General features: G+C 65.5%; 23 protein-coding genes. 2 read left to right on the forward strand and 21 right to left on the reverse strand.

The window, feature by feature from the left end:
* Positions 1–72: 72 nt before the first annotated feature.
* Positions 73–978 (forward strand): DMT family transporter, encoded by a 906-nt coding sequence (locus tag HJG44_RS20425; protein ID WP_171220186.1) that lies wholly within the window; start codon positions 73–75, stop codon positions 976–978.
* A 26-nt stretch (positions 979–1,004) separates the two neighbouring features.
* Here the strand turns inward: HJG44_RS20425 and HJG44_RS20430 are convergent, their stop codons facing one another.
* Entirely contained in the window at positions 1,005–1,235 is a 231-nt protein-coding gene (locus HJG44_RS20430; protein WP_171220187.1) for a hypothetical protein, read from the reverse strand.
* A gap of 798 nt (positions 1,236–2,033) precedes the next feature.
* Between HJG44_RS20430 and HJG44_RS20435 the strand changes: the two genes are divergently transcribed.
* A complete protein-coding gene (locus HJG44_RS20435) occupies positions 2,034–2,372 on the forward strand; it encodes a hypothetical protein (RefSeq protein WP_171220188.1) in 339 nt (112 codons plus the stop codon).
* 492 nt (positions 2,373–2,864) lie between these two features.
* Here HJG44_RS20435 and HJG44_RS20440 read toward each other — a convergent pair whose 3' ends face one another.
* The 20 genes from HJG44_RS20440 to HJG44_RS20540 form a co-directional block, all read right to left on the reverse strand.
* Positions 2,865–5,840 carry a hypothetical protein gene (locus tag HJG44_RS20440; protein WP_171220189.1) on the reverse strand — a complete coding sequence of 992 codons (2,976 nt, stop codon included), beginning with the start codon at positions 5,838–5,840 and terminating at the stop codon, positions 2,865–2,867.
* The gene (locus HJG44_RS20445) at positions 5,840–7,189 is read right to left on the reverse strand and encodes a hypothetical protein (protein WP_171220190.1); all 1,350 of its coding nucleotides are present in this window, start codon (positions 7,187–7,189) and stop codon (positions 5,840–5,842) included. Before HJG44_RS20445 ends, HJG44_RS20440 begins: the two co-directional genes overlap by 1 nt.
* Complete coding sequence (locus tag HJG44_RS20450; RefSeq protein WP_171220191.1) at positions 7,189–7,947, reverse strand: YcbK family protein; 759 nt, start codon at positions 7,945–7,947, stop codon at positions 7,189–7,191. Before HJG44_RS20450 ends, HJG44_RS20445 begins: the two co-directional genes overlap by 1 nt.
* 3 nt (positions 7,948–7,950) lie before the next feature.
* The gene (locus tag HJG44_RS20455; RefSeq protein WP_171220192.1) at positions 7,951–9,426 is read right to left on the reverse strand and encodes a tail fiber domain-containing protein; all 1,476 of its coding nucleotides are present in this window, start codon (positions 9,424–9,426) and stop codon (positions 7,951–7,953) included.
* A complete protein-coding gene (locus HJG44_RS20460; RefSeq protein ID WP_171220193.1) occupies positions 9,419–9,796 on the reverse strand; it encodes a hypothetical protein in 378 nt (125 codons plus the stop codon). The genes HJG44_RS20455 and HJG44_RS20460 overlap by 8 nt, the downstream gene beginning before the upstream one ends.
* A 217-nt stretch (positions 9,797–10,013) precedes the next feature.
* Positions 10,014–11,336, reverse strand: coding sequence for a hypothetical protein (locus HJG44_RS20470; protein ID WP_171220195.1), 1,323 nt, complete (start codon positions 11,334–11,336; stop codon positions 10,014–10,016).
* Positions 11,337–11,521: 185 nt separating this feature from the next.
* On the reverse strand, positions 11,522–11,905 hold the full coding sequence (locus tag HJG44_RS20475; protein ID WP_171220196.1) for a hypothetical protein: 384 nt from the start codon (positions 11,903–11,905) through the stop codon (positions 11,522–11,524).
* A 109-nt stretch (positions 11,906–12,014) separates the two neighbouring features.
* Entirely contained in the window at positions 12,015–12,278 is a 264-nt protein-coding gene (locus HJG44_RS20480) for a hypothetical protein (protein WP_171220197.1), read from the reverse strand.
* 1 nt (position 12,279) lies between these two features.
* Positions 12,280–12,777, reverse strand: a complete 498-nt coding sequence (locus HJG44_RS20485; protein WP_210261250.1) for a lysozyme — start codon at positions 12,775–12,777, stop codon at positions 12,280–12,282.
* The gene (locus tag HJG44_RS20490; RefSeq protein WP_210261251.1) at positions 12,774–13,100 is read right to left on the reverse strand and encodes a DUF7940 domain-containing protein; all 327 of its coding nucleotides are present in this window, start codon (positions 13,098–13,100) and stop codon (positions 12,774–12,776) included. Before HJG44_RS20490 ends, HJG44_RS20485 begins: the two co-directional genes overlap by 4 nt.
* 9 nt (positions 13,101–13,109) lie before the next feature.
* A complete protein-coding gene (locus HJG44_RS20495; protein ID WP_171220198.1) occupies positions 13,110–13,724 on the reverse strand; it encodes a hypothetical protein in 615 nt (204 codons plus the stop codon).
* A 10-nt stretch (positions 13,725–13,734) separates the two neighbouring features.
* The gene (locus tag HJG44_RS20500; protein ID WP_171220199.1) at positions 13,735–14,943 is read right to left on the reverse strand and encodes a hypothetical protein; all 1,209 of its coding nucleotides are present in this window, start codon (positions 14,941–14,943) and stop codon (positions 13,735–13,737) included.
* Positions 14,910–15,752: a hypothetical protein gene (locus HJG44_RS20505; protein WP_171220200.1), complete on the reverse strand. Its 843-nt coding sequence runs from the start codon at positions 15,750–15,752 to the stop codon at positions 14,910–14,912. Before HJG44_RS20505 ends, HJG44_RS20500 begins: the two co-directional genes overlap by 34 nt.
* Positions 15,753–15,755: 3 nt before the next feature.
* Complete coding sequence (locus tag HJG44_RS20510) at positions 15,756–16,145, reverse strand: phage tail fiber protein (RefSeq protein ID WP_171220201.1); 390 nt, start codon at positions 16,143–16,145, stop codon at positions 15,756–15,758.
* Complete coding sequence (locus HJG44_RS20515) at positions 16,142–16,783, reverse strand: phage adaptor protein (protein ID WP_171220202.1); 642 nt, start codon at positions 16,781–16,783, stop codon at positions 16,142–16,144. The genes HJG44_RS20510 and HJG44_RS20515 overlap by 4 nt, the downstream gene beginning before the upstream one ends.
* Complete coding sequence (locus HJG44_RS20520) at positions 16,783–17,094, reverse strand: hypothetical protein (protein ID WP_171220203.1); 312 nt, start codon at positions 17,092–17,094, stop codon at positions 16,783–16,785. The genes HJG44_RS20515 and HJG44_RS20520 overlap by 1 nt, the downstream gene beginning before the upstream one ends.
* Before the next feature lie 92 nt (positions 17,095–17,186).
* Positions 17,187–18,137 (reverse strand): SU10 major capsid protein, encoded by a 951-nt coding sequence (locus HJG44_RS20525; protein WP_171220204.1) that lies wholly within the window; start codon positions 18,135–18,137, stop codon positions 17,187–17,189.
* A 30-nt stretch (positions 18,138–18,167) separates the two neighbouring features.
* The gene (locus tag HJG44_RS20530; RefSeq protein WP_171220205.1) at positions 18,168–19,235 is read right to left on the reverse strand and encodes a hypothetical protein; all 1,068 of its coding nucleotides are present in this window, start codon (positions 19,233–19,235) and stop codon (positions 18,168–18,170) included.
* A gap of 28 nt (positions 19,236–19,263) precedes the next feature.
* Complete coding sequence (locus HJG44_RS20535; RefSeq protein ID WP_171220206.1) at positions 19,264–19,542, reverse strand: hypothetical protein; 279 nt, start codon at positions 19,540–19,542, stop codon at positions 19,264–19,266.
* Positions 19,542–21,857: a cell envelope integrity TolA family protein gene (locus tag HJG44_RS20540; RefSeq protein ID WP_171220207.1), complete on the reverse strand. Its 2,316-nt coding sequence runs from the start codon at positions 21,855–21,857 to the stop codon at positions 19,542–19,544. Before HJG44_RS20540 ends, HJG44_RS20535 begins: the two co-directional genes overlap by 1 nt.
* Between the last annotated feature and the right edge of the window lie 16 nt (positions 21,858–21,873).

The following is a 21,873-nucleotide window of genomic DNA, read 5'->3' on the forward strand; positions in this document are numbered from 1 at the left end:
ACCCGGCCGGCGGCTCAAAGCTTCGGATACTGCGATTTCCTCTGCGCCGAATCCGGCGTAATCGCGCCGGCGATGCCAAGCGCCAATACCGGCCGTCGTGGGGCGCCGAGCCTCGAAGACAATCATGGTCGCGCCGCCCTGTTCATGGTGGCGGCGGCGGTCACCCTGCCCGCCATCAATGCCTGCGCCAAGCATCTGAGCGACTATTCCGTGCTCCAGGTCGGGTGGGCGCGCTACGCCGGTCACTTCGCATTCATGGTGCTGGCCTTTGCGCCCACGAACGGGCTGTCCATGCTCAGATCCTCGGCCCTGTCTCTGCAGCTGGTGCGGTCCGGCCTGCACTGCGCCTCGGCCCTCCTGATGTTCTCGGCTCTGGGCATGGTCGCCCTCACGACCGCAACGGCCATCAACTTCTCGGCGCCGCTGATCGTGACCGCGCTCGCCCCTCTCATCCTGGGAGAGCGCATCGGCTTGCACAGGGCCATAGCCGTCGCCGTGGGCTTCGTCGGCGCGCTCATCGTGGTGCGCCCGGGCTACACGGACGCGGCTTTCGCGACGGCGCTGCTCCTCGCCAACGCTTTCGTCTCGGCCGCCATCCAGATCCTGTCGCGGAAGCTTGCGGGGCGCGATCGGGCGATCACGTCCAACACCTACATGGTCGTGGTCGGCTTCGCCCTATTGTCGCTGCCGCTCCCTTTCGTATGGCGCATGCCGGCCACCTCGCTCGATCTGCTCGTCTTCCTGACGATCGGGATCTTCGGCGGGCTCGGCCACTATTTCCTGGTGAGCGCGTTCGAGCAGGCGCCGGCCAGCTTCGTCAGTCCATTCAACTACCTGCAGATCATCGGGGCGGCGGCGCTGGGCTACCTCGTCTTCGGCCAGCTGCCGGATGCCTGGACGTGGCTCGGGGCCGCGATCATCGCCGCAAGCGGGATGTATGTCCTCCTCCGCGAGCGCCGGGCCAGGGCGAAGCCGTAGATCCCCGGCGCTTGTGCGACCGTCCGCTAGTCGAAACGGACCAGCAGCGCGATGAGGTCGCCCCGCTCGATCGCGGTGCTTGGCGTTTTGACCAGGATGCCGCGGATCGTTCGTTCGATCTGATCGAGCATCGCCCTCATGCCGATCAGCTCGGGGGCGTGAGCCGCCATGTCGAAGGGAGCATGGACAAGATAGGCCGAGTATCGCTCGTCAAGCCGAGAGGTCCCGAGGACCTCCGGAATCCACGGCTCGCTCATCGCACGCCCCCGATCGGCACGACGCCAGGCGTCTCGGCGGCCATTACAACGGATGAACGTGGCCGATCCGTAAAGGGCCCCGAAGGGAAGGCCCTAAGCCCGATGGAGTTAACCCGAGCGTTGCCCGGCCGGGCGCAACTGAACCGACCGCGCGATCCCTTTCAGGGGGCACGCGCCTAGCCCACCGGAAAGAGGGGCTCTCCCATTGCCGCAGCATAGGTCAGCGGAAGTCCGGCCAGGAAGCCTACCAGCACGCCGCGCCAGAAATGCCAGCCTTCCCTCCGCGATCGGGCTCTCAGATCGGCGAGGGAGACATCGAAGACCGGCTCGCCCGTTTCGGCCGGCTTCCCCGGTCGGGCTCTGCCGCTCCTTGGGAGTGCTGAAGCTCCCGCCGGGGCGGGCATCCCGCCTCGCCTCTCGATCCACTCCTCGATCAGATGCAGACCGTCCGGAGGCGAGCTGGCGGAGCCAACATGTCCCGCAACTGTTCCGCTTTCGGGGCTGCGATGCACTCCGGTCTCCTTGCGCTTTCGACGCGGAAGCCAACGTCGGTGACCGTCCAGGGTTCCAGGCGCGGCCGATCTCCGGCGCGGTACTGCGCTCCTGAGGGAGCGCGGATCGGATTTGGGCCTGCTGGCCCGTTCAGGGCCGCACAGCTTCACGGCTGGACGACTGGGAGAGAGTGGGCGGCTACGTTGCTGATTCCCTCGGCGCTGCACGTGCGACATCGCCCGGGCCGGGTTGCGCCGGTCAGGCCACCGATGCGATATCCACGCGCGTCATTGTCCGGAGCACGCATTGAAACTGTTTCTCCTTGCGACGTTCGCTCTGGGGCTCGCGACCGCCGCGCAGGCCGGGCCCGCCAGCCATACGGACAAGGTCGGCCCGGACGCGGCGACCAAACGCGACAGCTCGATCGGGCGCTATCACCAGCTGCGCCGCCTCCATCGGCAGAGCCACGGCCGACCCGCTTTCCGGCAGGGCGCGAACTGTGTCACGCCGAAGCTCGTCTGCTGGGTGCCGAGAGTCAAAGCTGCGGGGGCTGCCTGTTCCTGCGCGACGCCGCAAAGCGGCAAGGTGGCCGGGATGATCGAGGGTAAGCGGCACTTGCCGGATGGGGGCGTCGAGGGGAAGTGACGCCGGCGTCGGCCAGCGTCGGGCGATGCGGGATGGCTCGAGAGAGGACGTCGCGGCGCTAGGTTCGCCCCCGATCTGCAATCTCCTACAGCGTCGCCCCAGCCAGGAGAGCATCCGCACCTTGTTCCGCGTCGGGCGCGACCTGCAACCGCTGCACTTCAGCTCAGGCTGGTTGCCCTGAGCGTTCCCCGCGAGCAATCTTCGACGCTCGCAGGAGAGAATTTCGAGCTAAGCTATTGATTGCGTTGGTACCGCCGCCCCGGCTCGAACGGGGGACCCCCAGATCCACAAGCGGGGTTAAGACAATGAAATTGTTGGGTTTTCCTTGTAAACGGCCCGACGAGAAATCAATGACTTAGGATGGTCGCCGTAAACGGAAATCAGCCCCGAAACGAGGCCGATATTGCACCCGAAGGCGCCGATACCCATATGACAATCTGACCTCTTAGGCAGACTTCCCGCCCCGGCGCCGCAAGGCGACCGGGGTTCTTTTTAGCGCACCGGCTCGACGGGCTCGGCCCCGTACTCGCGATTGAGCGAGCCGGCGCCGATGGCACCCGCCACCGCCGGGAAGCGGTAGTTGATCGAGCCGCGCAGGATGTCCTCGCCCTTCGTCGCGCCGGCCGCCGCGCGGATCGCATCCCACACCGTCTCGCGCTGCTGAACCGTCTTCACGTTCATCATCAACTTGCGCATGAGGTCATAGTCCTTCACGGCGGCCGAGAGTACGTCGAGCGCCTGCTGCCGGGGCATCTGATCCATGATCTTTTGCCCCATCTTGGCACCCCACGCGGACTGCATGAGCGGGTGCGCGCCGAAAAACCTCGTCAGGTTGATGTTCTGCATGTAGCCGGCGCCGGCCGCCTTCGCGATCAGGAGGGCGAGGGCGTTCGGCTCCAGGATGAAGTCGTTCATCGCAGGCGCGTTCTCGAACGCCTTCTCCATCCGCACGGCCCGCTGCACAATCTGCTGAAGTTGCGCCCGCTCTGTCGTGTTCAGGACGCCACTCGTGCTGAGCGTCTCCATCAGGCTCGGGTTCTTCGGTGACAGAGACGAGTTCAGCACCTCGTCGAGGCTTTGCCAAAAACCCTTCTGTGCTGTCGCCTTACCCATTGCTTGGTTGAGTGCAACATCCCATGCGGCCGAGAACAGGCCACGTGCCGCGTCATCGCCGCCGGCCTTCGCCATCGCCGCGAGTGCCTTCATGTCGGCCGAGGGGTTTGGGCCATTGATGATGGCCTGAACCGCCCTAGTCGGGTCTTCACCGGCCTTCAGTACCTTCGCAAACGCCGATTGCTCCCGCACCACCTTCAGCGTGCGGTTCAGTTGGTCGATATGGTCAAGTTGCGCCCCCGTGACCTCGGCCGCTTCAAGGATCGAGCGACGGAGATCCGGAAAGCGGTTCAACACCGCTTCATTCTGCTGCACGTAGCGGGCCGCCGCACGGGGGTTCACCGCGCCCGTCTGTGGATCAACAATCGCCGAGGCCGCGTGCTGTCGTAGGAACGTCTCCTGCTGCGCGCGCATCTGTGGCGAGAAATCGGGCGTGGCCACACCGCTTGCCGAGGTGAGCGGTGTCGTGGCCTCCTCAAGCTCACGGAGGTTCTGCCCGCGCGCGATGGGGTTGCCTGTCATCGCCCGTTCGAGCGTTTGTGCGGGTGCAAGGCGGTCAGCGCCGGTCGCGGCACTTTGCTGTGACAGACCTGCGAAGGTGCGGGTCCACCGATCATGAAGCGCCCGCGAGAACGCACGGGCCTCCTCGGCGCCGGCCACGGGCGAGAGATCGTCGAGGAGCGCGCCCGCGAGCTTGTTGTAGATCGAGCCGAACGTGAAGTCGGGATTGGAGCCCGCATAGGCCCCCTTGGCGAGATCGAGGAGGCGTGAGCGTGTGTTCTGAAGGGCCTCTGCCGTGAACCGGACGTTATTCGACCGCGCGAGATCGGCGACTGCCTTCAGGGGTTCGGGCAGGCTCTCACCAGGCAGTAGGCGCGTCTCGTCGATCTCGGCGAAGACGCGCTTGAAGTTGGTCGGCGCGATCTCCTGCTTCAGATCGAGCTTCGACCATAGGCTCTTTTCGAGGGTCCGGCCCGCTCTCCATGCCTCGTCGAGCACCTTGCGTGCCTCAATGCTCGCCGCCTCACGCACCGCTGCATCAGGGATCAGATGCGCATTCGTGACTGCGCGCTGAATGGTGTCCTGCGCCGCCGCGATCTCGTCGGCAAGCTTCGCTTCCTCGGCTGAGAGCGCGTTCCGCGCAGCCCGTGAGAGAGCTGTCACGTCACCGCCGGCCGCCGCTTTCCCGGCGTCGTCGGCGAGGGTATTCATCACGGCCGCCGCGCGATCCTGAAGCTGATCCCGAAGCTCGGGGTTCTTCGCGGCAAGCTGCTGCTGCACGGCTATGAGGGTCGGGCTGTCCGCCACCTCGGCCGGCAGGAAGCCGCGCGCCGCCTCGTCGGCGGCCTGTGGCGTACTTAGCCGCGCAAGCACCTCCGCCGGGTCCTCGCCCGTCTTCGCGAAGGCCGGCGCGAGCGCCCGTGCCGCGTTGTCGAGGCGCCGGGCCTCGGCACCCTCGCCGAGGCGGCGGAGGCGCTCCGGGAGCGCCATCTTGGCCCACGACGGCAGGCTGTCGATGTTCGCCGCCACGCTGTCAATCATCGGGTCGATTAGCGGGCTCGCGACGCGCCGCGCCGCGTTCTTCAGCGGATCGAGGACCGGGGCCGTGACGTGCCCGGCGACAGACATGGGCGACATGATCGAGCCGCCGACCTGCCCGAGGACGTTGGCGAGTTCGCTGTCGGGCGCGACCATACCGGCAATGGCACCGCCCTGCGCCGCGCCGACCGTGGCGCCCATCTGCTGCGCCACCCATCGCGGGTCCTGCGCGGCCTGCTTCACCATCGTGGCGCCGACACTATCGGCGGCCGTGATCGGCGCCATGGCGCTCGGCGCGCGAGCGGCCATGCCGAAGCCGAGGAACGCCGGCACGGCCGAGCCCACGGCGTCGCCCATGTTGTAGGCCCACTTGTAGTCGTCGGGCGTGCCTTCGCGGCCCTTGGATAGGCCACCCTTTTTGAGCTTCTCCTGAAGCCATCGCGTACCCATGAAGGCCGTGTTCGGGTCGATCACAAGATCGGGTTTGTCGAGCCCGGCCTGTCCCCACGCAAGCGTCTTCAGGTTCGGGTTCTTCACGAAGGCGCCCACGTCGTTAATGAAGCTCGTGGCGATGTCCACAGGCCACCCCAAGCCGCGCGCGAGCACGCTGTCGTTGAAGCCCGATGCGGCGGCGTCGGCCGCCTCATAGGCGGCGTTCGGCGCGCGTCCGGCGTCCGGTGCTTCCTTGCTCGGCCCACCCGTGATGTTCAAGGATGTGGCGATCTCATCGACCGTGCGCTGCTGATCCTCGGGCGAGAGCTTCAGAAACGCGTCGCCCACCTCGACGCGCCGGCCGCCGATTTCGAGGGTAGCCATTACTGCACGACCCTCCACGGCACGCCCGAGCGGGTCGTGCCTGAGCCGCCCGTACTGCCGCCGCCACCTCGCGAGCCGGGCGTGGTCGTCTCAGGCTTCCAAAAGTTGCGGATAGCGAAATCGTGCATGTCAACGACACGTTCGAGCATCGCCTTGTTCTCAAGCAGGTCCCGGTATCCCTTCTGATCGAGCGTCGCCGGCTGCGACAGGCGTCGGTTCACATCGTTAAGCTGCTGCTGCACGAAGTCGCGTCGGCCCTTCAGTTTACCGAGGGCAGTGGCGTCCGGCGTGCCAATATCCGCGATAGGCACCGAATGCTTCGTCGCAAGCTCCTCGCGGATCATGTTCGTCACACGACCCGGCACCTCCTGCGCGAGTGTGTTCTTCGTCAGCGTGTCGAGATCCTTCATGAACGCCTCGGCGCGCGTCAGGTCGGGCGCCACATCGGCGCCGAACGGCGCGCCGAGAGTGTTTCCGAGCCACTGCGCCGACCGACGTACAGCACCCATGCCGCCCGTGATGTCAGAGATCGCGACGCCGCTAGGGTAGGTCGAGCGATCAAGGATCTTCTGCTGATCGGGAGTGAGCGGGGCGCCGGCCGGCCCGGAGCCACCGGGCGCCGGGCCGCCGCCGGGCGTGATTGGCCCGTTCGGCCCCACAAGCACGCGCTGCTTGCGTTTGCCGCCAATCACGTTCGGGTCGGCCACCTCCACATCAGCGAAGGTGTGCGTGCCCGCCACAAGGCCGTTCGCGAGGGCCGTCGCCTGATCGTCGGGGAAGCCGAGCGACTTCAGAGCCTCGCGGCCGAGCGCGGCCTGCCGTTCGGCGGCCGAGGGCACCTTGCTCTGCGCCTCGGCGTCGATATCCTTCTTCCGCCGGTAGGTTTCGATTTCGCCCGGTGCAAGCGCCCTCTGCTGCGCGAGTGCGTTCTGAAGCTGTATGGAGGCGTTGTCACGCGCGGCGAGAGCGGCGCTCGGGTCGAGGAGCATCCGGGCGCGCGCGATATCATCGCCACCGATGTTCTGAAGGATCTTGAGCGCCTGCGCCCGCCGTGCCCGCTCTTCTTGTTCATCTTTGGCACGCTGCCCGAGGAGCCGGGCTTGCGCCGCCGTCAGCATCGCCTTTTGCGCATCGTTGGACACGCCCGCGAGCTTCGCAAGCACTTCGCCCCGCTGCCCGACAGGACCGGGCTGCGCCGCTGCGAGGAGAATGCTGCCAATCTGCCCGAGCGATGACATCCGCATTGCGGAAAGCTGCTCGGGCGTGATGCCGTATGTTTCTGCAAGCCGTGCGTCAGCATTCGGGTCCGGCCCGAGGAGCCCGCCGATGTTGTCGAACAGTCCGGCCATTAGAGTAGCCCACCCCCGTGTGCGGCCATCGCCATGCGCCAAAGTTCTTGCGTGCTCTTGTCCTCACGCGGCTGCGCTGCCGCGAGAAGTTGCCCGCCGAGCCCCATGAGGCCGCCGAAATTCGGCCCGGCCACCGCCGCAGACGCAGAAGCCGACGCAGCCGGTGCGCTCGGATCGACGAGCGGGAAGGTCGGCGAAATCGGCGCCGTGGCGATGTCCGTATTCGGAACAGGCCCGAGAAGGCCGCCCGGCGTGGTCGGCGCGGCGGCCTGTACCGTGTCGAGGAGCCCATTTGGCCGCGCGGGTGGTGTCATGGGTGTGGCAGTCTGCGACGTGGTCGGTGCCTGCGCGAGGATTGTGTTCGTGCCCGTCCCGGTTCCGTTCAGGTGCGCCATGAGCACATTGCGGATGGGCTCAGGGACCTGCGGAAGGGATGTGCGGGAGCGGTTCGGCCCCCACGCCGCCGGGCTCTGCCGCAAATCCACGTGCATCGAGCCGTTGTTGTAGTAGCCGAGCCCGCCCGCGCCCCGATCACGCCACCACTGAAGCGCCTCGGCCTGACGCTCCAACGGCACATTGCTGCCCCACGAATAGTCGAGGGCGTTGCCGTGCATGTGCTGCGATCCTCGGGCGCCGCCCACGGAAGCATTGTGCTCGGGCGAGCGATATGCCGAAGATACCCGGAACTCAGGGAAGCGTTCCGAAAACTGTTGGTATAGCTGCCGCAGCCGTTGGTTGATATTGTCGAGGCTCGCCATCCCTCACGCCGCCATCTTGTTGAGGAAGTTCCGTTGAACCGCGAGCACCCCCTTCTTCCCGCCGAGGCGTTCGACCTGATCCGGGAACTTCTTCTCGATATCCTGCGCGAGCGGGCCGACAACCTTCGGATAGGTTTTCGGGTCGCCCTTGAACCGGAAGGCGTATAGGTCGAGGCCCGTGTCCGGGTCCTTGCCGACTTTGCGCATGTCCGTCTTCTCGCGCTCGTCCGAGAGTGCGAGAAGGCCGAGGAGGCCGCCAAGCCCGGCGCCTGCGAGGCCGCCATAGCCGCCAAGGGCGCTCGTAAGACCGAGCGTCGAGGCAATCGACGCGCCTGTGGCCGCGCCACCGAGCGCCCCGAGGAGTGGGTTCGAACCTTGCGTCGTCGCCGGACCTGTGGTCGTGGTCGTCTTCCCATAAGGCGTGGCCGACAAAGCCGCGAGGCGGACGTTAAGCTGATTGGTGAGGTGGTCGTTGCCTGTGTTGGCACGTGCCGCCCGCAGGTTCTCCTCCTGTTGCGCCTGCGCCTGCTGCGCGTCGCCGATGCCTTGGTTGACAGCAGCCTGTTGAAGCCACGACTGCATGTTCTGCTGCGCGAGCGCGGCCTGCTGTGTGCCGGCGGCGAGCCGCTGCGTGTTGCCCGCGAGCCCGGCCTGCTGATTGCTCTGCTGAGCCGTGAGATCGGCCGCCTGATTGGTACGGGCCACGTCAAACGCATTCGCCTGATTGGCGAGTTGCGCCTGTAGGAACTGCGCCGCATTCGACTTCGACACGTCGAGCCCTGTCGCCTGATTAGCGAGCGCAGCCTGAAGCTGCGCGCCCTGATTGGCGAGGTCCGCCTGAAGCGCCCGGTTCTGATCTGTGCCGAGGAGCCCGGCCGCCTTATCGAAGGCATTCGAGCGAAGCTGAGCGGAGAGGATGCCGGCGGCACGGGCGCTTTCGGCGTTCGTGACGGCCTCCATTATGCCTTGCCGCGAGCCACCGAAGGCGCCTGCGGCTGCTGCCTGATCGCCCGTCTGCGTCAGGGCGGCCACTCTCGACCTGTCGAGGTCGGACAGCGCATTCGACACGACCTGATCTGTGTAGGGGTTCATGTATTTAGCGAGCGCCTCGGCCGAAAACTGCCCGGCATTCACATCCGTCGCACCGATATTCGAGCCGGTGATCTGCATCGTACCGACGTTCGTGCCGCTGATCTGCTGCGGCGTGACGCTCACCGGGTTGTAGCCGGCCGCCTGCGCGAGTGTCGCCTGCGCGGCGTTAAGCCCCGGCTCGGCCTGCGCATAGCCCTGCCGCGCCATGTCAAACGCGGCCTGCTGATCCCTGTTGAAGCCGACGACGTTCGGAAGCTCATATGGTTTCAGGTTGTTCGCAACATTCGTCGCGAACGCCATGTTCTCCTGACCGGCCTGTTCCACCCATGCGGGCAGCCGGGTTTCGTTAATGACGGTCTGCGTCGAAGGCTGCCGAGGCTTACCCACGATATCCCCCTAGATCGAGCACGTGGATGACACCCGTGCGCTCCCATCCGTGTTGCGGCAGAACCTTGGCCCACCCCTCCCGGCCGCAGGACAGGAGGAACCCGCACCCATTCGCGCGCGCGAACTCGGCCACCTGCGGCTGAAGGGCCATCACGGCATCGAGTTCGCCGCAGAGGAAGATCACGTTCAAGAATTTCTTCCTCGGCGTCACCGCAATCTCGGTCACGACGAACGCGGTGTCATCCTCGTTCGTGAACGCCTGCATCCGCCCGTCCTTGATGGCGTCGCGGATGTCGGCGAGCGTGTAGCAATCCCCGCTTTCCCGGAGAGCGCGCTGCATGAGCTTCAGCATGTCCGGCTTAGGCTTCATCCGTTGACGTGCTCGGTTTGAAGCGTGCCGTCGTCTCGGACGGTCACGCGGAACGTCTTTCCGGCGGGAGAAGATAGGAATATGGCCCCATTTGCCGTCTGCGCACTAAGGCGATCCGCGATGTTCTGTCGCAGGCTTTCGAGGAGCCGCGCCATCCATGCCCGCTCGTAACGGTCAGGCGGGGACGGCAGGTTGATGATGTTCGGGGAGGGCGCCGTCATCGGGCACCTCGCGGGCGCACCTCAAGGCGCGGCGTGCCGACCGACCACTCGCAATCATCCTCGCCCTGAAGGATAAGCTGCGCCTCCCGGCCACCCCACCGCATATCCATGTAGCCGTCAGGGCGGATGAAGTAGGGTCCCTTGCGCGTGGCCGGGCCGTCCGGCGTCGTGCGCACGTCGAAGTTGAAGCTGACGCCGCGCCGGTCGTGGCAGGTGATGTCAGGGAACGCCTGCACCACGTCCATCTGTTGCGAGCCGTCGCCGACCATGAAGGGCGCCGACTTGATCCACACATCCTGCGCCCGGCGAAAGCCGGCGGCAGTCAGGCCGCTCTCATGCTGATAGAGATGCCGGTCGGTCCCGGCCATGAGCGGGAACTTCTCGACGCCGGCCGGCTGCATCGCCGTCCGTTCGAGACGGCCAATCGTCCACCACCCTTCCTCATAGTTCCACACCACATAGCGGTCGCATTCGGTGGCGCCCTTCGACGGGAAGAACCACCAAATCTCAGGGAACGCGCCGTTGGTGCTCGCGTGGGTGCGGAAGATGCCGAACAGCGGGTCCATCGTCTCGTATATGAAGGACCCGACATCGGAGGGCAGCGGCTTCACGAAGCCGCCGTCATAGATGAAGAACCCTTCGCGCCCCATCCACACGGCCCGGCCGCCGAAGTCCGCAACCGCATTCGGCGATAGGATGCTCGTCGTCTCGCCGATCTTCTCGTAGGTGTAGATGAAGGGCGACCCGACGAAGCGGATCAGGAATGCGTCCATCTCCGTGAAGACGAGGTGCCCTTCGCGGACCTTTGTGAGGCCCACGGGCAGGCCGTTCGTCGGCAGGTCGAGGAAGCCGGCCGTGTTCGTGACCGAGAGGAAATCCCAATCGGTGTAGTTCTCGCGCGAGCACCATGCGATCCGGCGCGGGTTGCCGCCCGCCCCGAGAAGCAGCACGTGCCGCTCGTCGGTCACGCTGACGGCCCGGTTCCCGGTCGGCGCCTGCGAGATCACCGCGGCCTTGTCAGTCGGGCTCTGCGGCGTCCACCGATAGAGCTTGCCGTCGAAGCTCGCGAGCGCGAGGAGGTCTTCACCCCACGGTGCGAGCGAGAAGGAATAGGCGCGCGACAGAGCGAACGAGCCCTTGCTGCGCGGGGTGCCGTACTCCTCGCCGCCATGCAGGCCCACACCGTAACCACCGAGCGTCAAAGCATCGTCGGCAGGCACGAAACCGTCCGGCGTGGCGTCGAACACGCTGTCGCCTGTCAGGATCAGGAGATGATTGTCGCAGCCGAGCCCGGTGTGCCGGAGGTCCGCGTTGTCCACCCATGACACGATCCGACGCGGCGTCGAGGGCAGGGGGTTTTGGGTCGCGCGATCCCACCCGCCGACCGGCATCAGTTTGCCGGCACGCCACCTGATGAGGTTGCCGTCATACCAACGGCCGGCGGTTGCCGAGGGCGAGGAGCCCCTGACAATCCCCGGCGGGAAGGAGAGCGCGAGGGGGTTTTTCACCGCTGATGATCCTCACCCCGGCGCTGCGACCGGGGCTTGTCGGTGAGCGGGTCGATGTTGGACCGCGTCTTCAGGATCACGATGTCCTCGCGGATGGCCAAGAGGATCGACATGAGTTCGGTCTGCGCCTTGCGCATGTCGGTGTAACCCTCAGTGAGCATCTTGATCCGCTCATTTTGGATTTGGTCCGAGGCGGCGAGCGCCCCGACGTGCGGGGAGCCGCGCTCGATAATCACGTCAACATCGCGGCGGATCGTGGTGATCCGCTCAGTGATGTGCGAGACGTAAGCGAGGAGGCCCGCCACGATTGTCAGCATCGAGAGCAGGTTCCCGAGGCTGATCGTCCAATCGAACTTCAACTGCTTCAGGGCCTCCGACATCGTCTATTCCTCGCACCACGCCTTTCGGGAGGCATTATTCACCTTGACCTCACGGATCGTCTGATCCGTGTCTTTGGCGGACCACGTGATCGGCCGCCAAACCTTGCACTCAGTCCTGTCGCCGGAACCCGTCGTCGTCACGCAGCCGGCTAGGATCAGAGACATCGCGGCGAGCGCGATCAGCGGCATCGAGCGCATTGTTGAGCCTCGCTTGTTCTTCCTGTCGGATTTCGTTCAGCACCTCCTCGCGCGCCTTCTCCCCGACGTAGTGGGTGTAGGCGGCCCACGCGGCGAGCACCGCGAGGGCGATGAGGATGGAGCGGCCGATCGTGGATCGGATCAGCCACCCGGCGATTGCGGACGCTGTCAGCATGTCAAAGCCCCTTCAGGCACATGCGCCGCTCCTCATTGCGGCGATTGACAAGGCCCTTCAGGGTGATGCCCCCGGCCTTGACGTAGAGAAGGAATGCGTTGCACCCGCCGCGCACGTCACCCGCGTTGGTTAGGCGCGCGATCGAGGACTTGCAGTAGGCCGAGGTGCCGATGTTGTAGGCGAGCGAGACGTGAGCCGCATACCGCTCGACCGGCATGTCCTTCGCCGAGGGCACGCAGCTCTCGACGCCGGCCGCGAACTCGTTTGCGCGCTCGATCAGCGCCTTGTCACACTCGGCCGGGGTGGCCGTCATACCCATGCGGACGTTCTTCGTCTCGCCCATGCAGATGGTCGGGATGCCGACGCTATCCTTGTAGGCGACGTAGCGGACGCCCTCGAACCCGGTCAGGGTCGCAACGACGAGCGCCGCAGCCGCCGTGGACTGCTTCACCCGGCTCTTGAGCTTCGCGCTGACAGCGGGTGCCTTGAACGTGCTCATTGGACCCCCGGAAGGTCGCGCTGCGCCACGAGCCGGGCGATGCCGGCACCCATCGTGACGAGCATGGCGAGGATGGCGAACGTCCCGCGCGGCAGCGGCGGGTTGTCAGCGAGGATGGAAATGAGCACCTCCGCGCCCGACAGAGCGGACGCGAGGATGGTGAGGCGGATGCTCCACGCGCGGGCGAGAACATCCTTCCACTGAGGGATGAGGCGGATGCTCCACGCGCGGGCGAGAACATCCTTCCACTGAGGGATGAGGCGGATGCTCCACGCGCGGGCGAGAACATCCTTCCACTGAGGGGTGAGGCGGGGGTCCGTCATGGTATAACGTCACACGTTGATGGCAGCAGCAGTCACGAACAGGTCGTCGATCTGCGCCTCTGTCAGGCCGAGGGCCGCCCCGAGGTCGCTGACATGGGGGTTCGCGCGATCCCACGCGGTCGCGTACTCGAACCAAATGCCGATCTCGGGATCATCCTCGGCGATCTGCTTCACCTGCCCGAGGAGCCCTGCGCTGTGGAGCGCAATGCGCGCCTGCGCGGGCGACACCGACACGGGCGGCGGCGTGAAGAACGTCAGATCGCCATCCCACTTCAGGAGGTTGTAGGGGGCATCGACGCCCCGGTTCGGCAGGCCCTTGACGCGATAGCAGCGCATCGTGCCGGCCGGGCTCTCCGGGAAGAAGCTGATCCGGCGCGAATAGTCGCCATCCCAAATCCTATCCTCGTCGAGAACCGACGTTCGCACGATGTTGTCAGCCGTGATCCCGATAAAGTGGTCCCCGGTGGGTTCGGGGTTGTTCCACTCGATTACATCCCAGAAGTCTTCGCCATCCTCGTTGCGATGCCAAATCGCATTGAGGGGTGCGTTCTCCGGGTAAGGGTCGGGCCGGTACCGTGAGAACGTCCCGAGGTACTCGACGCTGTCAGCGACAAAGCTCTCCATGTGTCAGCCTTTACGTGCGGGCGATGTTGTAGACGCCGCCGTCGCGATAGCGGCGCTGAAGGATGCACGAGCGGCCGTGCGGGTGTCCGTTGATGTAGCCGGCACCGACCATCACCCACGGGCCGCCGAGGTCGACGATGCCGGGGTTGCCGAAGGCCCAATCGTTGCTCGACGTGAGATAGATGTCCGTGATGCAGCCGTTGACGTAGCCCCAATCGGCGCGGGCTCCGAGGCCGGAGTTCACCCAATTGATGACATCGCCGACTTCACGGATATGGAAGCGATGGTCGGTCGTAACCGCGATCGCCCAATTCCCACCCGATTGGTCATACAGGTGCCACCCGCCGTTGTCCCAGATTTGCATGATCCAATGGCGCACGCCGGACCAATTCAGCTCGAACGCCGGCCACGCCTTCTCGACCCGCTGCGAGTCGTTGAAGGTGTTGAAGCCGTAGCCGGGGCGCGTAGCGGCGTGGGCGGCGGCCCGAGCGTTCACATAGTCGTGCAGCCACCCATAATTAGAGCCGGCCCAAAAGAACCCGTCATTGGTGCCGTAGAAGCCCCAACCGCCATCGGCGCGAAGTATTCCGAAGTTCGGGTTGTTGTAGTGGAGGTAGGCGCGGCTGCCGTCGTTGTCGTAAACCTCGACATAGCCGCCGTCGGTCCTGTTCGTGTTTGCGGTCAGCCGGCCGCCGGCAGAGACGTTGGCGCTCGCCCAAACGCCGGCCGTGTAGAAAACACCGTCTGCGTCGAAGCGGAAATACCTGTAGTTCGGGTTTGCGCCGGAGCGGATGACAGGTGCGTGGCCGTCCGCGAAGATGTAGGCTTCACCCCAGCCAATGCCCATGTCGCTGAAATTGGCGAAGACGCCCTGACGCGCGACCTGATAGCCGCCGACCGTCAGAGTGCCGCCCGGCATATGGTAGTTGCCGGACTGATCGCGGTGCAGGTAGCGCTGACCGTCCGCGCCGAGATAAATCACGCCTTCCGTCGCCGAGCGCGACGTGGTGATGTCGCCCGTAACGCCGAGGTTGCCCGTAAAGCTGACATTGCCGGTCGAGCCCGTGCGTGGCAGGGCGGCGTTGGCAATGTTGCTGACCGCCTTGAGCTGCCCGTCGAGCGTATCGAAGTTCGCGTTGATCTTCGTGCCCCACGTGTCGCGGGACGCGCCGACCTCGGGCTTCGTCAGATTGTAGTTGGCGGTGTAGGTGTCAGCCATTCCGTATCAACCCCTTCGATAGGCCGCCATGCCGTCGCCGAACCGGGCTCTTGGGCCCACACGGCGTCCTGACTGCCTTCCTCCTCCCACTCCTCGTCCACGCCCGGCCGGTCGGCCCACGATGCCGGCACCGCCTCGAACCGCTCCCACCGGAGGCGGCCGGCGAAATCCGCGCCCGACACGGCCGCCGAGGTGACGGCGGCGATGAACCGGGCCGTAGGAATATATAGGGCGCCTGAGACTGCATTCCCAATACGCCCGAAGAGCAAAATGCGCGTCCCGAAGAGCGCAGCGGTCGAATTGTTGACCGACGTGCGATCCCCGGCCGCCGTCCGGTAGCCGGCGAGATCGGCGCCGCTCACCGTCGAGCCGGTACGGAACCCGAGGGACAGGGCCGTGGCCTGCATCGCCGAGGCCGTGACAGCGTTCGACGTGATGTCGCCTGCGAGGAAGAAGCCGCCCCGCATCTCGGACGCCGAGACGGTGATCTCGGCCGTGGCCGTGCCGATCAGCACGCGCAGGCCGGCGAGATCCGTTCCCGACAGGGACGGGCTATCGCGCCCACCCGACTTGATGCCGTGGCCGAAGATCGTGTCGGCGGAGAGAACGGTCGAGAGTGCGCTACCGAGCTTCAGGCGGGTCGCCGAGGCCGTGGTGCCGCTCGTGACGACCGATCCGAGGCCGCCACGCGCATAAAGAGCACCGGCCGCGAAGCTCGCGCTGACGCTATCCGACGCCCGCGAGGCGTCGATGATCGGCGTCAGGCCATATACGCCTGCCCCGTAGTCGCCGAGGCCGTAGGCGTACATGGCTTATTCGAGCGTGACCTTGATCGCGCCGGCCGGGAAGCGGAACACGTCGCCGTTGTCGATGCGCTTGGAAGCGGCAAGCGGCGCGTGGTCGAGCATGTTGCCGCCGGTCGGCGCGTCGAAGATCGCCGCGTGCGTGATGGTGCCCCAATCGGCGGTCGCGACAGGGAACTCGAACGTGGAGGCGTTCACGGCCTGCGTCGGCGCGGTGCCGGAAACCGTCATGGCGCCGATAGGCTGCCGCGCGTAGCCGCCGCCCGAGACTTCCGTGCCGCCGCCGGCCTCGCCCGTCGCGGTCGTGAAGAGGGCCGCATAGAGCGTCGGCTTCGCGTAGGTGCCCGCGCCGAAGACGTGATCAAGCACCTTTTGTTCGAGGTAGTTCGTGAAGCTCACCCGAATGTCCTCCGTCGTGCGTTCAGCGGGCCGCCGGATGTAGCCGAGCGTTCCGCCTGAAGGTTGAGTTCGTTTAGGGCGTTGAGGGCGAGCGTCGCCCACGTCTGCACGCGCGCGTCCTCGGCAAGGAACGGCGCGCTCGCGACGAGAGAGCCGTACAGGTAGAGATCCGGGCTCTTCGTCAGGAGCCAAGTTTTCGCTCCCGGCGTGTTCAGGTCGAGTGCAGGCACCCGCGCGTAATAGAGAAGCTCCACCGACACAGTACCGCCGCCGCGCGGGTAGGGCGCGATCACGAAATGATCGCCTTCGATCCCGAAGAACCGAGGCCGGGTCGCGTCAGGGTAGCGACCGACGTACTCCGTCCGCTCGCCCACAGGCTGATAGCCGAGCGTGATCCCGGCGAGGTGGCCGGGGGCCGCGATGGTCAGGCTCTTCGCTTCAAGGAAGTCGGTCGGAAGCTTCACGCGGGCTCCCTCAGCCTCCGTCCCGACGCGCTTCAGCATCTCAGGCACGCGCAGCGAGCGATTGAACGATGCCTCTGCGAGACGCACGAAACCGGGGATCTCATTGGTGAGATCCTCCCGGTTCAAGAAAGTCGCGATGGCGGAGACGAGGCCGGGGCCGGTGGACAGGTCCATCAGACGCGCTCCTCGCTGACCCGGAAGGCCCGGTTATCCGGGTCGTTCAGCCATTTCCGCCACTTGGCGTCGTCGTAAGCCCAACCCTCGCGAAGGGCTTGCTCGTAAATCGGCACCGGGACGCGAGCGACGAGCCGGAAGCGTTCCTTGCCCGTCTGCATCTCGCGCAGCGCCTTGTTCTCTTCGATCAGGGGCTCGCATTCCTGCTCGGCCACGGCCGTGAACTGCCCATAGAAGCCGTCGAGCGGGTCGTTCACGAGGATGCGTTTCAGTGTGCCTCGCGCCTCATAGACCGTCTGCTGCGTCGCCATTGTTCTTGTCCTGAAGGAAGCGAGGAGGGCGGGGCCGATCTCAGTCCCGCCATTTTCCGGCGTCTCCCCAACCGCAACACTATATCGTTGCGCTACGCGGCCGAAGTCGTCAGGTCCGCGATCTTCGCGTGGGCCGCCTCGTTGCCGACCTCGACGCCCCACTCGGCGAGGAGCATCTTCGTCTCGGCATCGCCGATCTTCGCCATATCGCGGGTACGGAAGTTCCGCAGGAACGCGATCTTGACGTAGTTCGGATCGAGGATCAGCACCGTGCGCTGACGGTGCCACCGGCTCGGGCGCGTGCGGATGCGGCCGAAGTCGGAAGCATAGATGTCAACGGAGTTGACGACCTCGCTCTTACCGACCATGACCTGCGAGTTGTTGCGGCCGGCGAAGCCGGTGAACACCCGCTTATTCCACGACCCGATGAAGGCTTCCGTAGGCTCGGCGCCGTTGTCGTAGGCCATCTGAAGCGTGTCGAGGAACAGGGCCTCCGTAAAGACGCGCTGCGTGCCGTCCACGATGGTGTCGTAGGCGTCGTCCGGCGGGACATAGCCGGCCCCGGCGTTCACGTTGGTCTTGATCCAATGCTCAAGGCCACGGGTCTGCCGGGCGGTGTTGTCGTCCGTCGCGTCGATACGCGGCTGCGGGCCGAGCGCAATGCTCTCCATGTCCCGCTTCAGAGCCTTGCCGGCGAGCGCCATTTGATGCGCCATCTCCGAACCTTTGCCGGCCGCGTCCACCGCCTCCTGCGTGCCCGACACGGTGGCGTCGCGCTCGGAGATCTGCACGGTGTTGGACAGGCGGATGGTCGGCGTGGAGGGCTGCCGGTCGAGCACGAAGCCCTCGACGCGACGGTTCCCAATGTCCACACCCGGCAGCTTCTCAGTCTGCCAATCGAAGATGACGTTTCGGACGTTCCGGCGACCCGCCATCGTGAAAAACGGCGTATCGAATGGGTCGATGTTGTAGATGATGTCGCTCAGATCCTCGCGGTTCGCCTTGGCGTCCCGCGTAGTGTAAGCGTTCTGTACCTTGGGCATACTGTGAAACCCTGCTTCCGACCTCCTCGATTACCCGAGGAGGAACTGCATCGCCTTAGCAGCATCTTGGACGCTGCCGGTTTGAGCGAGACGCTTCATCGCTTTGGACCGTTCGGTGGCGCGCTGCGGGGGTTTGTTCGACGAACCGCTCTTCAGGGGCGCGGGTGCCTTGGCTTGTGCCACCGGCTTGCCCTTTTTCGCCATGAGGCGGTCGTATTTCATCGCTTTGTATAGGGCGACGACGGCTCGACTGTCGGTTGCCTGCGCCAATTCCTCGGCGGTGAACCCGAGCTTCAGCCCGTATTCACGCATCGCGGCCTTGTCGCGCTCCCACACCTGCTTGTCGCGCCATGCCGGCACTGCCTCCAAGAGCCGTTCGCGCTCCTGCGCGACCAACTCGTTGATGGCCTGCACCTGTGCCCTCTGCTCCTCAAGCGCGAGCCGCTGCCTTTCGGCGCGGATCGCGTCCTGCTGCTCCTTATACTGCTCGTAGGCCGCCCACTGAGCCGCATACTCAAGCGGGTCGGTCTGCCGCAGCGACGGATCAGGCGCCTTCACCTCGAACGCCTGAAGGCGCTCGGAGAGGGCGGTCAGGAGCGTCGCGTACTGCGCGCGTTCCGTTCGGACGGCCTGTGCCTCGGCTTGGAACGCCCTGCGCTCCTCGGCAAGCTCGGCCGTCTTTCGCGAGTAATCCGACTGACGCTGATAACCCGCGAGCGCCTCGCTGAGCGGGACCTGCACCTCCTTGCCGTCGATCTTGACGGTGACGGGCGTGTCCGGCTTCAGTTCGGCGGCCTTGGGCTCGCCATCTTGGTCGTCGGCCTCGTCCTCGGAACCTTCGTCGTCCTCGGCGTCGCCGTCGTCGGCCTCGTCGGCCTCGTCGTCGTCTGCCTCGGTCTCGGAAGGCGTCTCGTCCTCGTCCTCGGCCTCAAGCGCCTCCGCCTCGTCGGCGTCGGCTTCGTCGTCCTCCGGGCGCTTCCTTTTCGGCTCGGGTTGGGCGCTACCGCCTCCCAAGAGCCGCTCGAAAGCCGCAACGGTGGCTTCGTGGCCTCCGGTCTCCTGCCCGTGGGCGGAGTTATCGGTGGTCTCGATGGTCATAGGAAAATGTCCTCATGGCAGGTTAGTTTCAAGTCCCCGTGCGGCGATTATTGAAGGCGGCGATCTTGCCGCCGTTCGCGACCGCTTCGAGGTCTGCTTCGAGGTCCGCGAGAGCACGGAGCCTGAAGTAGGCGATCTCGCGCTTCTCCACGTCTTCAGGTGAAGAGGTGGTCCACGCGGCGATGTAGTCTTTATAGAGCCGCTCGAAGGCGGCCCGCAGCGTCGGGTTGTCGATCAGAACCTTGGCTGCGTGCGCCTTTGCTTGCGCCTCGGCGACCTGCTGCTTCACGTCGTCTTGCGAGCGCATCACGCGGCCTCCTGTCGGCTCTGCTGCGCCCGCGCGGCCTCCTCACGGCCGCGCTCACCCTCAAAGAGCTTCAGGGCGCGGTCGCGCTCGCGCTGCTCGGCGTCGAAGGACCGGGCGCGCTCGCCCTCCTCCTCGTCGTAGGCGCGCTGCACGATGATCTCGGTGAGCCGGTTCGTGATCTGCCCGGTGTCGCGCTCGCGCTGAATGGCGGCGTTGATCTCCTGCTCGCGGAGGTTCACCGCGTAGCGGGCCTCAATCTCGGCCATCTTCAGGTAGCGTTCCTGCGCGAGCTTCGCGTTTTCGAGGGCCATGCGGTTCTGCTCCGCCTGCACCTCGCGCTCGTGCTTCATCGCCTCCGCCTGCGCTTGGATCTGAAGCTTCTGCGCCTCAATCTGTGCGAGAATGGCGGTCGGGTCGGGCGGCTGTTGCTGATTTTGGTTGGCGGGTATTGCCGCTGCATCCACTTGCGCGAAATACTTGGTGATGTCTCGCTCACCGCCAATTTCCATGATCTTCGCATAGGTGTTGCGAAGATGGCCGACATTGCATAGAGGATTAGCGGGACCGGCAGCCGCAATGATCTGCTCCTGCTTGGCGGCGATCATCATGTAAAGCTGAAGGCGGTCGCGATCCGTGCCTCGGCCAAGGCCGATATTTACATACACATCCATGTCCGCGTCCCACACGCGGGGATCAACGGACACCCATTTGTTTCGGAGCCGCACCATGCGCGGCTTGTCGGAATGCTGCACCGCGAGCCGCAGGAGCCCGCGCATGAGGCGCCGGATGCCCGTCTCGGCGAAGATCCGGGCAATCATCTCGATCCGCTCCTGTGCGGCCGTGGTGACGGCCTGCACGGCGTCCTGTGTCGAGGATTGGAGGGCATCGGCGTTCACGCCGTTCGGCCCATCCGTCACACCCGTGCGCCGGCTCTTCGTGTCGTCGAGATAGGCGAGGAGGGGGAGCGAATACTGCCCGACGAACGCCTTTTCGAGTTCCTGCACCATGCCCGGCGCGCGAGCGCGGATGATGGCGCCGACCTCGGTGTTCAGGGCATCATCGACATTGACCTGCCCCTCGACGATCACCGTGCGCGGGTGGATGGAGTTCGCGAGGCTGTCGAGCGTGTTGCGCACAACGGCCGTCTTGATCTCCTGAAGGTCCATGACCTGATCGGCGATGGAGAACCCGACGATCTTGTGGGGCTCGGGATCGGGGCAGAGGAGCCCGAACGGCACCTCATCGGACCACAGAACGTCGTCCGGCTCGCCCGTCTCGGGATCGGTGAGGATGTAGGGGTTCGTCGGGTTGATGCCCCGGATGCGGCGCCGCTCGGCGATGCCGTCGCCGTCGCGGTCGATCAGGACGTAGGCTTCAAAGAACGTCACCTCGTCGTGCGCGCTGTCGCCGCCGTTCTCGTTGACCGGATAGTCCGTCTCGGCGCGTGCCGTGCGCAGAGGGGAGAACCGCAGACGGTCCTCGGAACCCATGTTGGCGCGGATCTCCCCCTCGTCGTACCCCATCTCGACGAGTTGGGAGACAGTGAGATCACGGCGGCGGCCGATGATCTTCGCGTCGTCCTCGTCGAGGGCGTCCACGGAGACGAAGAACTCCTCGGGCGGACAGGTCGTCGCCCGGATCAGCTTTTCGGTCGTCTCGCGGCGCACACGGACGCGAAAAAGGGGCTCGGGAGGCGGCAGTTGGCCCGCCGCGAGCATCTCGGGCGGCAGAGGATCGTCAGATGGCACCGTTTCGGTCTGCTGCACCTCGTCGAGTATAGTCACACCCTCTTCCGAGCGCAGAATATCGACCTCCTCGGCCGTCATATCCGAGTAGTCGAGTTCCTCGACGCGGACTTTGTGCTCGATCCACCACATGAGGACGCCGATCTTGCGCACAAGAGCGTCTTTGAAACCGTTGTAGAGGACCCGGAAACCCTGATTTTCGCCGTAGAAGAGGTAGTTGACGGCATCCGTAGCCTGTTCGGCCTGCGGCACCTTCTCTTCCGAGGTCGGAATGAACTCGACGACCCGTTCCGAGCCCGTGAAAATTCGCAGGAGGCTCGGGACCATGGCCTGCACTACGTCCCGAACCTCCGTCATCACGACCTGCGACCGGCCATCCTCCTCGTTGCCGAGTGGGTCGCCCCGGTAGTATTCAGTCGCCTGCTCCATTTCAGGCGTGACGACTTCATCCATGTAGCGGATAGCGTCGTCGGCGAGCTTCCCAAGCGTGGCGAGATACTCGTCGCCGTCCGCAGGCGCACGCTCGGGCGTTGTCGCTCCTACCCTGTCATTGTCGCGTCTCCCTGCCATGTCAGGGGTGCTTCCT

Origin of the sequence: Enterovirga aerilata, assembly GCF_013044135.1 — a bacterium.
GTDB lineage: Bacteria > Pseudomonadota > Alphaproteobacteria > Rhizobiales > Beijerinckiaceae > Enterovirga > Enterovirga aerilata.